12 protein-coding genes are annotated in these 12,132 nt (G+C 64.1%); 6 read left to right on the plus strand and 6 right to left on the minus strand.

Going from position 1 to position 12,132, the window contains the following annotated elements; all coding sequences use genetic code 11:
• Positions 1 to 85 precede the first annotated feature (85 nt).
• The 5 genes from VKP01_RS15475 to VKP01_RS15495 all read right to left on the minus strand — a co-directional run bounded on the left by VKP01_RS15475 (position 86) and on the right by VKP01_RS15495 (position 5,574).
• Complete coding sequence (locus VKP01_RS15475; protein WP_324413877.1) at positions 86 to 415, minus strand: septal ring lytic transglycosylase RlpA family protein; 330 nt, start codon at positions 413 to 415, stop codon at positions 86 to 88.
• A 244-nt stretch (positions 416 to 659) separates the two neighbouring features.
• Positions 660 to 1,073 carry a VOC family protein gene (locus VKP01_RS15480; RefSeq protein ID WP_324413858.1) on the minus strand — a complete coding sequence of 138 codons (414 nt, stop codon included), beginning with the start codon at positions 1,071 to 1,073 and terminating at the stop codon, positions 660 to 662.
• Positions 1,074 to 1,151: 78 nt separating this feature from the next.
• The gene (locus tag VKP01_RS15485) at positions 1,152 to 2,411 is read right to left on the minus strand and encodes a cyclopropane-fatty-acyl-phospholipid synthase family protein (RefSeq protein ID WP_324413860.1); all 1,260 of its coding nucleotides are present in this window, start codon (positions 2,409 to 2,411) and stop codon (positions 1,152 to 1,154) included.
• A gap of 161 nt (positions 2,412 to 2,572) precedes the next feature.
• Positions 2,573 to 4,039, minus strand: coding sequence for a deoxyribodipyrimidine photo-lyase (locus VKP01_RS15490; protein ID WP_324413862.1), 1,467 nt, complete (start codon positions 4,037 to 4,039; stop codon positions 2,573 to 2,575).
• 116 nt (positions 4,040 to 4,155) lie between these two features.
• On the minus strand, positions 4,156 to 5,574 hold the full coding sequence (locus tag VKP01_RS15495; protein ID WP_324413864.1) for a M20 family metallopeptidase: 1,419 nt from the start codon (positions 5,572 to 5,574) through the stop codon (positions 4,156 to 4,158).
• Between the two features lie 175 nt (positions 5,575 to 5,749).
• Here VKP01_RS15495 and VKP01_RS15500 point away from each other — a divergent pair, with 175 nt between their 5' ends.
• Positions 5,750 to 6,106: a TraR/DksA family transcriptional regulator gene (locus VKP01_RS15500; protein WP_324413867.1), complete on the plus strand. Its 357-nt coding sequence runs from the start codon at positions 5,750 to 5,752 to the stop codon at positions 6,104 to 6,106.
• Positions 6,107 to 6,133: 27 nt separating this feature from the next.
• Here the strand turns inward: VKP01_RS15500 and VKP01_RS15505 are convergent, their stop codons facing one another.
• Positions 6,134 to 7,978: a potassium/proton antiporter gene (locus VKP01_RS15505; protein WP_324413869.1), complete on the minus strand. Its 1,845-nt coding sequence runs from the start codon at positions 7,976 to 7,978 to the stop codon at positions 6,134 to 6,136.
• 189 nt (positions 7,979 to 8,167) lie between these two features.
• On the opposite strand from VKP01_RS15505, the gene VKP01_RS15510 reads away from it, so the two are divergent.
• From VKP01_RS15510 to VKP01_RS15530, 5 genes are all read left to right on the plus strand, one after another.
• Complete coding sequence (locus VKP01_RS15510; RefSeq protein ID WP_324413879.1) at positions 8,168 to 8,488, plus strand: FtsB family cell division protein; 321 nt, start codon at positions 8,168 to 8,170, stop codon at positions 8,486 to 8,488.
• A gap of 160 nt (positions 8,489 to 8,648) precedes the next feature.
• Positions 8,649 to 9,692 (plus strand): pyruvate dehydrogenase (acetyl-transferring) E1 component subunit alpha, encoded by a 1,044-nt coding sequence (gene pdhA, locus VKP01_RS15515; RefSeq protein ID WP_074445368.1) that lies wholly within the window; start codon positions 8,649 to 8,651, stop codon positions 9,690 to 9,692.
• Between the two features lie 58 nt (positions 9,693 to 9,750).
• The gene (locus tag VKP01_RS15520) at positions 9,751 to 11,172 is read left to right on the plus strand and encodes a pyruvate dehydrogenase complex E1 component subunit beta (protein WP_324413872.1); all 1,422 of its coding nucleotides are present in this window, start codon (positions 9,751 to 9,753) and stop codon (positions 11,170 to 11,172) included.
• Between the two features lie 5 nt (positions 11,173 to 11,177).
• Positions 11,178 to 11,477, plus strand: a complete 300-nt coding sequence (locus tag VKP01_RS15525) for a DUF5076 domain-containing protein (protein WP_074445366.1) — start codon at positions 11,178 to 11,180, stop codon at positions 11,475 to 11,477.
• Positions 11,478 to 11,501: 24 nt separating this feature from the next.
• Positions 11,502 to 12,132 (plus strand): biotin/lipoyl-containing protein (locus tag VKP01_RS15530; protein WP_324413875.1); only part of this gene is annotated, 631 nt, incomplete at its 3' end.

The following is a 12,132-nucleotide window of genomic DNA, read 5'->3' on the forward strand; positions in this document are numbered from 1 at the left end:
GCGGCAAGTTCTCAATCGCTGCCGCCCGCCTTTGCAACACCTGACGCAATGATGCCCTGCGAACGCCCGTTCGCGCAGCATCACATCACATCAGAACGTCGACGCGAACGGGCGCGATACCGCTGCTCACCATGCCCACCGCCGCAGCCGCACCTCGCGACAGGTCGATGATCCGGTTGCCGACGAAGGGCCCGCGATCATTGATGCGCACGACGACCGAGCGACCGTTACGCTCGTTGGTGACGCGAACCCGGGTCCCGAAGGGAAGCGAGCGATGTGCTGCCGTCAGTTGGTTCATGTCGAAACGCTCGCCATTCGCGGTCGTGCGTCCGTGGAACTTGCCGCCATACCAGGAAGCGGGGCCGGAGAGGGTCTTGGCCACGCGCATATTCTCGGAGGCCGTCGCCTGCGGCATTCCGAGGCCGGATTGGCCGGGCACGAAGGCGATGGGGGAGGCGGCCAGAACGAGGCCGAGAGTCGCGATCGCACTGAGCGCGCGCAGGGGGGATTTCACAAGTGCCATTTAGGATCGGTCCGTTCACGTTGATCGGTGAGCGCTCTTCGGCGCGCCAGCCGTCTCACGGTCCGATGTGGCGAGAACGTGCAAGGGACGGGGCAGGGCAGGGGCGATTTACGGGCGCTCCTGCCCGAAAGTCCGTTCAGCCGTAGCGACCGTGACGCTGCAGGACTTCGATCTTGTAGCCGTCCGGATCCTCGACGAAGAAGAATTTCGCCATCAGCGCGCCATCGCGGTGAAACGCCTTGATCGGCTTCGGAGACAGCTCCTCGCGCTCGAAACGGGCATGTTCCGCCTCGATATCCTCGACCGCGAAGGCGATATGGCCGTATCCGTCGCCGAGATCATACGGCTCGGTGCGATCATGATTGATCGTCAGTTCCAGCTCGAAGCCGCTCGAGGCGTTGCGCAGATAGACCAGCGTGAAGCCCTCGAAAGGGAAGCGATCCGCGATGTCGAGGCCGAAAGCGCGGCGGTAGAAATTCACCGACCGTGTCTCGTCGAGCACACGGATCATGCTGTGGATGGGCTTGGGAACCGTGATGGCGGCAGACATGCGTCCTCCGTTTTCAATGAAAATCTTTCGTTTCGTCGGGTCCGGTCGCCGCAGGCGCGCAAGTACCAGTGCGCTCCGTCAGGCCGGCTTCGCAAAGACCATCTGGCGGACATCAATATTTGCCGTAGCGAAACCGACCTCGCAATAAGTCAGATAGTAGTTCCACAGCCGGCGGAAACGCTCGTCGAAACCCAGTGGCGCGATTTCCTTCCACGCCGCCTCGAAGCGCTCGCGCCAGATGGAGAGAGTGTGCGCGTAATCAAGGGCGAAACCGGCATCGGAGACGATCGACAGGCCGGAGCCTTGCGACAATTGCCGCATGATCGAAGGAGAGGGCAGCATACCGCCGGGGAAGACATAGGTGCGGATGAAATCCATCTCCTTGCGGTACGCCGCGAACGCCTCATCACGGATGGTGATGAGTTGCAGCCCGGCCTGCCCGCCGGGGAGGAGGCAGGTGCGCATCTTCTCGAAGAAGCCCTGCCAGTATTGTTCGCCGACGGCCTCGAACATCTCGATCGAGATGATCCGATCATAGCGCGCGGTCTCGTCGCGGTAGTCGCGCATCGCGATGGTGACCTGGTCCGAAAGCCCCGCCTGCGCGATGCGCTGTGTGGCGTGATCGTATTGCTCCTGTGAGATCGTGAGGCCGGTGACGCGGCAGCCGATCTCGCGCGCGGCGTATTCCGCGAAGCTGCCCCAGCCACATCCGATTTCGAGAACATGGTCGTCGGGTCCGATACCGGTCTCGGCAGCGAGCCGCGCATATTTGCGCCGCTGCGCGCTCTCCAGATCGTTGTCGCCTGGCGCGAAGATCGCCGAGGAATAGGTCATCGAAGGATCGAGCCAGCGCTCATAGAAGGTGTTGCCGAGATCGTAATGCGCATGGATGTTGCGGCGCGAACCCCGGCGGCTGTTGCGGTTCAGGAAATGCCGGATGCGCTGCCAGACGCGCAGTCCCGGACGACCCGGCGTGAGCTGCCCGCCGGCCATGTGATTGGCCAAAAACAGCAGCAGGAGTGCCCTCAGATCCGGGCTATCCCATTCCTTCTGGAGATACCCTTCCGCGAAACCGACATCACCTGCGATCAGGAAGCGCCGCAGGCAGGTGGTGTCATGGATGACGAGTCTCGCGCGCGGGCCCGCCTTCGCCCCGGCGAAACGCAGGCGCCGACCTTCGGGCAGGGTGAGGTCGAGCGTACCGACAGGAAGTTGTGCCGCAATCGACAGCGTCTTGCGCAAGAGAAACGGCAATCCGTGCAAGATATCTCCCAGACTGTCGGAAGTCACCGTAATGAATTCGTCATCGGTATCATGTTCGCCTGCGGCGTCTTGCATGGCGCACCTCCCTGCGCTGCTTCGCCCGGATGCGTCCGGAGCGTTGTTAGACCGGGATTCCCCTCAGCCATATTCAAAACGCATCGGCGCTGCCGGTGAGGATCACCCCGCAGAACGGACGTGGCAAGTGGAAAAACGGGCGGGTCCGGTTCGCGTCATGCTCAGCGGCGTTTGATTGTCTCGAAAGCGTTCAGCGCGCGCTTGCGTGCATCTTCATGCACCACGATCGGCTTGGGGTAGTTGTCTCCGAGGATCACCCCGGCCGCCTTCAGCGCATCGGGCTTCGCCTCCCATGGACGATGAATGACGCGGTTCGGCAGACCGGCGATTTCAGGCACCCAGCGGCGCACATAATCGCCTTCCGGATCGAATTTCTCGCCCTGCGTCATCGGATTGAATATCCTGTAATACGGCTGCGCATCGGCGCCGGAGCCGGCGACCCATTGCCATCCCGCCGGATTATTGGCCGGATCGGCATCGACGAGCGTGTCCCAGAACCAGGCCTCGCCCGCTTTCCAGTGGATCAGCAGATGCTTGGTGAGGAAGGAGGCAACGATCATGCGAACGCGGTTATGCATGAAGCCCTGATGCCACAATTGCCGCATCCCCGCATCGACGACGGGAAAGCCGGTGCGGCCTTGCTGCCAGGCACGCAAAGCCGCATCATCCTCGCGCCAGGGCATGGCGTCGAACTGGTCGTTGATGTTGCGCGTGTGCAGCGGGCCGTGGGTGAAGAGCAACTGATAGCTGAAATCACGCCAGCTGATCTCGGCGCGAAACGAGTCGTAATCCTGCGCATCGACACGGTTGGCCGCGCGGGCCGCAAGCGCTGCGTGAATCGCCTGACGCGGGGTGATTTCGCCGAAGCGCAGATTCGCAGAGAGCCGCGAGGTCGCGTCGAAATCAGGCCGGTCGCGCTCACGCGCATAGCCGGACAGGTGCTTCGAGATGAAAGCCTTCAGGCGCTCATGCGCCCCGTCCTCGCCACGCTTTGCCGCATCGACCCCCCAGGTCTCGCGCAGGCCGCCGGCCCAATCCGGCGCGCGCGGCTCCAGCGCGAGTTCGTCGAGGGTGACGCTCAGATCGTCGAGGGCGCGCGGGAAGGACGCGCGGGGGAGTTCGCGCGGTGCGGGCAGGGGCTCCTGCGGCGGGTCATGCGCCACGGCGGCGCGATTGAAGGGGGTGAAGACCTTGTAATAGCCGCCGCTCTGGTTGAGCACGCTTCCGGGCTCGTAAACCAGACGCCCCGGAAAGCTCTTCACCTCCAGACCGTCATCGCGCAGGCGCTTCTTGAGCCGCGCATCGATCTCGCGTTCGGGGCTGTAGCGGCGATTCCAGTAGAGCGCTGCCGCATCCGCCTCCGCGACGATACGCGGCACGAGTTCCTCCGCCGCGCCCGAAAGCAGATGCAGGCGGTTGCCGCGCTTCTCCAGATTGTCCGACAGGTTGGCGAGCGCCCCGTTCAGCCACCACCGGGCCGCACCGCCAAGCGGGCGGATCTCGGCGGAGGCATGGTCGAAGACGTAGAAACACAGAACGGGCCGCCCGCTATCGAGCGCCGCGCGAAGGGCCGCATTGTCGCCGACGCGCAGATCATCACGAAACCATACCAGAACCGGCTGCGCCATGCGTCGCTTCCCCTTTCCCGAACCGCCCTCGGCCCGAGTTCGCGGCTTGCAGATAACGCGAGCCTGCGAGAAGGCAAGCGGCTCAGGGCGGAAGAATCGGTCAAACCCGGATCAAATTACCCGCGTGACATGTCCAGCGGCGGCTCGACTCCGTCGGGGATCGGCGAAACATAGGGTATTTTCGTCGTGCGCGCCTTGTGATCGGCCTTCACGCGGGCCATCAGATCGGGATCGGTGAGCACCGCCACGCCGGTTCCGGCCATGGCCTTGGCGACATGCACCATCGCCTTGTGAGCATGCGCCGATTTGCCCTGCGCCACCACCTGCCAGGTATGCAGCGGCGTGCCGATGGCGATCGAGGGTGCATGCGCCTGCACCGTGGGTACGGCCCAGGAGACATCACCGACATCGGTGGAGCCGATCATCAGGTTGCGCGGCTGGTCGAGGGGAACGGTGAAATCCGCAAGCGGCGCATCGCCGGGCTCGCGCCCGATCGCCTTCCAGGGAGCGGCGCGATCCTCCTCGGACAGGGTCGCGCGGATTTCGCGCGCGAATTCCCGGTCGGCCTCGTCGAAGGGCGGCGGGCCGAGTTCCTCCAGCATGGATTGCAGGGTTTCTTCGAGCGGGCGGTTGCCGAGAAGGTTGGAGACCGCCGAGATGATCTTCATCTCCATGCTGGTCTCGGTCATCAGCGCCGCGCCCTCGGCGATCTTGCGAACGCGCTCGACGAGTTCGCGCATCCCATTGAGCTCGCCGGCGCGGATCGAGTAGCGCACCCGCGCGTGGGATTGCACCACATTCGGGGCAATGCCGCCGGTATCGAGCACGGCATAGTGCACGCGTGCATCACTTGGCATGTGCTCGCGCATGTAATTCACACCGACACTCATCAACTCGACCGCGTCGAGCGCCGAGCGACCGAGATGCGGCGCGGCGGAGGCGTGCGAGGTGCGGCCAAAGAAGACGAAATCGGCGCGTGTATTGGCAAGCGACACCGGGGGGAAGATTTCCCAGAAGCTGTTTGGGTGCCAGGAAATCGCCACATCGACATCCTCGAAGGCGCCGTCGCGGACCATGAAGGCCTTGGCCGCGCCGCCTTCCTCGGCCGGGCAGCCGTAATAGCGCACGCGACCGGGGATGCCCTGTTCGGCCAGCCAGTTCTTGAGGCCGACGGCGGCGAGCATGGCGGCGGAGCCGAGCAAATTATGACCGCAGCCATGGCCGTGGCCGCCTTCCTCGATCGGACGATGCTCTGCGATGCCGGCTTCCTGGCTGAGGCCCGGAAGCGCATCGTATTCGCCGAGGATGGCAATAACCGGACCGCCTTCGCCCGCTTCGCCCATCACGGCAGTGGGGATGTTCGCCACGTTTTCGGTAACGCGGAAACCCTGATCGCGCAATTCGCGGGCGTGCTCGCCGCAGGAACGCTCCTCCGTGTAACAGACTTCCGGCATCTCCCAGACGCGATCCGCAAGCGCGATCAGGCGCTCCTTCGCGGCATCGACCTGACGCCAGATATCGCGGCGATTATCCATTTTCGTTCTCCTTGCGGCGCAATCATCGCGCCCTTCGCTTTCCATGCATCGGATTGCCCGTGGTTTGGCTTTGGCAGGGCGGGGTGACAAGCCGCGCTGACACGCATACCGTCCATGTGCGGGTGCAGGGTTCGACAGGCAAGCCCGCGTTCGCTTCGGCTTGCAGGATTTCGTGATGGGTGATGCATTTTCGAATGAAGACAAACAATTACTGGTCGAACTGCGTGCGCACATAGAGGCCGAACTCGCTGAAATCGATCAACTCCTCCAGGAAACGGAAGCGGATTCCGCCCCGGTGGCGCTGGATCAGCAGAGCGTCGGGCGCCTCGCCCGGATGGATGCGATGCAGGTTCAGGCCATGGCGCAGGCCGCGCAGACGCGACGTCAGGGACGCCGGCAGGGATTGCTCTTCGCGCTGCGGCGCATGGATGACGGCGAATATCTGGATTGTCAGGCCTGCGGTGAGGAGATCGGCGCGGGGCGGCTGCGCGCTGATCCGACCTTCCACCTTTGCGTGCGCTGTGCGCGCTGAATGCACGACGCAGCTGATCGAAGCTGTTCAGCGATCTTTCGCCCCGGCCCCTGCAGCACTTTTGTCCTGATCTGCGGCCAGGGCGGCTGAGCGTGCCAGCGCACGCCGACTGCGCCAGGCCCGCAGGCGCGCGATCATCCGCCCGGTCGGCGTCGCCGGTTTTTCATCGGGCTCTTCGAATTCCACGGTGACTGCGGCGACCTCGTCGTTCTGCACGGTGGTGGCCATCAGAAACGCCGGTTCGATGGCGATACGGTCTCCGACATCGACCCGATCCTCGAAGCGCTCGTCGAAGGCTTCGGCGATGCTCAGTTTCTTCAGATCAGCGGGCACATGCAGACCATACAGCCGTGCGACGTCCTCGACCGTGGCGTCGCCGGAGAAGCTGAACATCCCCAGCGCCGGCGGCTTGCCGCCATCGCCCGAGGCGAACAGACGGTCGAGCCGCGGGACACGGGCCGGCGGGGCGAGAAAATAGCCGTAATCACCGGCCCGCAGCGGCCCGGCCGCCTCCGGCGTCAGCACCTCGCCATCGCGCACGATCATCACCACGCGCATCCACGAAGGGTAAACCGCGCGGGCGAGAACGGGACTGTTTTCGGTAATCGGATAGCCCACCATTTCGAGCTCGAGCTGGCCGGGCAGATCGATTTCGAGCCGTTGGGGATCGGCAACCGCCTCACCGGATTGCTGGCCGAGCCGCGTCGCCATCCAGCCGACGCTCCAGCCTTGGACCAGAAGCGATATGAGCACCACGAAGAAGGCGATGTTGAAATAGACCTCGGCATTCGGCACCGCCGTAAGCGTCGGAATCGCGGCGAGGAAGATCGAGACGGCGCCGCGCAGTCCCACCCACGAGATGAAATTCTTCTCGCGCTTGCCGAAGCCGAACGGAGTCAGGCAGAGCCAGACGGCGAGGGGGCGGCCGATCAGGATGAGGAACGCCGAGATGAGGATTGCGGGCAAGGCGTAATGCACCAGCGTGGACGGCGTCGCGAGCAGTCCGAGCACGAGGAACATCACGATCTGGCTCAGCCATGTCGCCGCATCATGGAAACTCAGGATCGTGGGGAAGGCGCGCACCGGACGGTTGCCCACGATCAACCCGGCGAGATAGACAGCGAGGAAGCCCGAGCCGCCGAGCACGGAGGTCAGCGAAAAGATCAGGATCGCAGCGCTGACGGCGAGCAACGGATGCAGCCCATGGGGCAGAGTGAAGCGGTTGAGTGCCCAGACGAGGGTCATCCCGCCGAGGACGCCGAGCGCGGCACCAATCACACCCTGCTGCAGCAGCAATGCCCCGATGACCCAGCCCGTATCCGCCTGCTGCACCAGCAGGACCTCGACGAGCGCGATGGTGAGAAAGACCGCAACCGGGTCGTTCGTGGCGGATTCGATCTCGATCGTGTTGTTGACGCGCCGGCGCAGCTTCATGCCCTTCGAGCGCATCAGGAAGAAGACTGCGGCCGCATCCGTCGAGGAGACGATGGCACCGACGAGCAGGCCCTCGACAAGGCTCAGCCCCAGGATCAGCGTGGCGGCTGTGCCGGTGGCCAGCGTCGTGATCAGGACGCCGAAGGTGGCGAGCATGGCGGCGGGGGCGAGCACGCCGCGAAAGCTCGCCAGCCGGGTGCGCAGCCCGCCATCGAAGAGGATGATGGCCAGCGCGGCTGAGCCGATCAGGTAGGTTGCGCGAAAATCATCGAAGACGATGCCCCCGATGCCGTCCTGGCCGGCCAGCATGCCGAGCACGAGGAAGATCAGGAGCAGGGGGGCGCCGAAGCGTGATGCGAGTAGGCTCGATGCGATGCCGATCAGCACGAACAAGGCGCCGAGCAGGAGCGCAATGTTGGCGATCGTCATGTTCTCCATCTGTCGATTCCCCGATCAATTCAAGCAATCAGCCGTCGCAGCCCGCCGCCGCGACCTGCAATCCGATACGATTCGGGCCGGAAAACGGCACAGGCGTTGCGACAATCAGCGCGCGGGCATTGCGAAGAAGCACGATCATGGCCCGCGCATGATTACGGAATCTTTACCATGGCCAACGAAGATTGCAGCATGGTGATCCGAGCCCGAGCCCGTGCAATCCTGATTCCCTTGGCGCTCTACGCAGCGACCGGGCTCACTGTCGCGTATTTCCTGCATCATGCCAATATCGGCCAGCGCGGCCTCGAGGCGAAGCGCGAGCTTTCGGCGCAGATCGAACAGACCCGCGCGGAGCGCGACGAACTCGCCCGCGAGCGCAAGGAATGGGAGCGCCGGGTCGCCCTCGTGCGCAGCGACCAGATCGACCGGGATCTGCTTGAAGAACAGGCCCGCATGATGCTGGGCAGGGTCCATCGCAACGATCTCGTGATCCTGCTCGATGCGGGGGAGTGAGGAAATTTTTGAATTAACCGAAATCTGATTAATTCTAAAAACGCGTTTCAGGGCAGATGCTTACTCCATGTTGCGCTGCGGCCGTCGGTGCTATCCCGCCCCTCGCTTTTCGACTTTCGTTGAGCTATGTAGGGGAAGAGGAACATCTCGGAGGGATTGCATGGCCACGGCTGCGCGCAAATCTGGAGGTGCCGCGTCCAAGTCCGCGAAGGGCACAACGCGTCGCACCACCCGCAACACACCATCATTGTCGAAAGACGAGGAATTCCAGGCCTATCGCGACATGCTGCTGATCCGGCGCTTCGAGGAGAAGTCCGGCCAGATGTACGGCATGGGGCTGATCGGTGGTTTCTGCCATCTCTATATCGGGCAGGAAGCGGTCGTCGTCGGCATGCAGATGGCGTCGAAGGACGGGGATCAGGTGATCACGGGATACCGGGATCACGGGCATATGCTTGCCACGGGCATGGATCCAAAGGGCGTGCTTGCCGAATTGACCGGGCGCAAGGGCGGTTATTCCAAGGGGAAGGGTGGCTCGATGCACATGTTCTCCAAGGAAAAGCATTTCTATGGCGGCCACGGCATTGTCGGCGCGCAGGTCCCGCTCGGCACCGGCATCGCCTTCGCGAGCCGGTATCGCGGCGAAGACAGCGTCTGCCTGACCTATTTCGGTGACGGTGCGGCCAACCAGGGCCAGGTCTATGAGAGCTTCAACATGGCCGCCCTGTGGAAGCTGCCGGTGGTCTATGTGATCGAGAACAACCGCTATGCGATGGGGACCTCGGTCAGCCGCGCTGCGGCGCAGACGGATTTCTCGCGGCGCGGGCTGTCCTTCAACATTCCCGGCGAGCAGGTCGACGGCATGGATATTCGCGCCGTGAAGGAAGCGGGCGAGCGCGCCATCGAGCACGCCCGTTCCGGCGAGGGGCCCTTCATCCTCGAAATGCTGACCTACCGCTATCGCGGCCATTCCATGTCCGACCCGGCGAAATATCGCACCAAGGACGAGGTGACGCGCATGCGTGAGGAGCAGGATCCGATCGAGCAGGTCCGCCGTCGCCTTCTCGGCGAGTGGGAGGTCCCGGAGAAGGATCTGAAGGAAGTCGACAGCGAGATCCGCAAGATCGTCAACGAGGCGGCCGATTTCGCGACCAACGATCCCGAGCCCGACCCGTCGGAGCTCTGGACCGACATCCTGCACTGATTCCCGATCAACCCGTCGCGCTCGCGATAGCGCGCGCTCAGCGGAGAGCTTCGAGCCCATGCCCATCGACGTATTGATGCCCGCATTGTCTCCGACCATGGAGCAGGGCAAACTAGCCAAATGGCTGAAAAAAGAAGGCGATTCCGTCAAACCCGGCGACGTGCTCGCCGAGATCGAGACCGACAAGGCGACCATGGAGGTCGAGGCGGTCGACGAGGGAACGCTGGCCAGGATCCTGATCGGCGACGATACCGACAACGTCGCCGTCAACACGCCCATCGCCATCATCGCCGAGGAGGGCGAGGACGTGGATGAAGCCGCCAGGGCCGGCCCGAAGGAGTCGGCGCCGCAGGGCGGGTCGTCGCAGGAGGCAGAGCTCGCGGAAGAGGAATCTTCCGGATCCGCATCCGGAAGCGATTCCGCGGCCCCGGCGGCGCCGGCGGTCGCGCGTTCGGCGAATGCCTATGACGCCTCCGACGAGGTGCCCGAGGGCACCGAGATGGTCGATACGACCATCCGCGAGGCTCTGCGGGACGCGATGGCCGAAGAGATGCGCCGTGACGAGAAGGTCTTCGTCATGGGCGAGGAGGTGGCCGAGTATCAGGGCGCCTACAAGGTCACGCAGAACCTGCTGCAGGAGTTCGGTGAACGCCGCGTCGTGGATACGCCAATCACCGAGCATGGCTTCGCCGGCCTCGGCGTCGGTGCGGCCTTCTCGGGCCTGCGCCCGGTGGTCGAATTCATGACCTTCAACTTCGCCATGCAGGCGATCGACCAGATCATCAATTCGGCGGCCAAGACGCTCTACATGTCCGGCGGCCAGCTCGGTTGCCCGATCGTGTTCCGGGGCCCGAACGGCGCGGCCTCGCGCGTCGCGGCGCAGCACAGCCATGATTACGCCGCCTGGTATTCCAACGTGCCGGGTCTGAGCGTGGTGATGCCCTATACGGCAGCGGATGCGAAGGGGCTTCTCAAGAGCGCCATCCGCGATCCCAACCCGGTGATCTTCCTCGAGAACGAGGTGCTTTACGGCCAGAGCTTCCCGGTGCCGAAGCTGGACGATTTCACCGTCCCGATCGGCAAGGCGCGGGTGCATCGCAAGGGCGACGACGTCACCATCGTCTCCTTTGGCATCGGCATGACCTACGCCATCAAGGCGGCGGAGGAACTGGCCAGGGAGGGGATCGAGGCGGAGATCATCGATCTGCGCACCATCCGCCCGATGGATTCCGACACGGTCATTGCCTCGGTGATGAAGACCGGGCGCTGCGTCGCGGTGGAGGAAGGTTTCCCGCAATCGGGTGTCACGGCGGAGATCGCCACCCGGATCATGGAGCAGGCCTTCGATTATCTGGACGCGCCGGTGGCGCGGGTGACCGGCAAGGACGTGCCGATGCCCTATGCCGCGAATCTCGAGAAGCTCGCCTTGCCGAACGTCGCCGAGGTCGTCCAGGCCGCGAAAGCCGTCTGTTACAAGTGAGCGATATGAGCGACAAGCCGCAATTCCACGAACTCGCCGTTCCCCCCGATGTCGCCGAAAAGGGCGGCCATGAGGTGTTGCGGGCGAGTGTGGTGGAGGGCGAGGTGAGTATCGCCCTGCGGCGCTCGTTCGACGATCCTTTCACCTGGGGGGTGCTGTTCTCCGACCTCGCGCGCCATGCCGCGCGGGTCTATGCGCTCGAAACGGGGATCGACGAGGCGGAGGCTCTGGCCCAGATCCGTGCCGGATTCGAGGCCGATGTCGAACCGCCCGACGATTCCGGTTCCACCCCTTCCCTCAACTGATTTCAGCTCAGGATCACAAGCCCGATGCCGATCAAAGTCCTGATGCCCGCCCTGTCGCCGACGATGGAAAAGGGCAATCTCGCCAAATGGCTCAAGAGCGAAGGCGACAGCGTCAAACCCGGCGACGTTCTCGCCGAGATCGAGACCGACAAGGCGACCATGGAGGTCGAGGCGGTCGATGAAGGAACGCTGGCCAAAATCGTTGTGCCAGAAGGGACGTCCGATGTCCCTGTCAACGACCTCATCGCGCTGATCGCGGAGGAGGGTGAGGATCCGGCCAAGGTCGAGGTGCCCGCCGATGGCGGCGGTGCGCCGGCCAAGCCGCAGAACGAGGCTCCGAATGACGAGGCTCCCAAAGCCGAGTCCAAGGCGGAATCGAAAAAGAACGCCCCGGCTGCGCCCCCCGCCATGTCGGATGCAGCACCTGCTCCCTCCAAGGCCCCGCCTGTTCCCAAGACCGGCTCCGGCGAGCGCATCTTCGCCTCGCCGCTGGCGCGCCGCATCGCCAAGGATGCCGGCCTTGATCTGAAGGCGGTGAAGGGTTCCGGCCCGCATGGCCGCATCATCGAGCGCGATGTCCGCGCCGCGATCGAAAAGGGCGTCGGCAAGGCCGAGGCCGCGGCACCCGCCGCGAAGCCCGAGGCGCCGAAGGCAG

The organism is Saliniramus sp., assembly GCF_035311605.1.
Lineage (GTDB): Bacteria > Pseudomonadota > Alphaproteobacteria > Rhizobiales > Beijerinckiaceae > Saliniramus.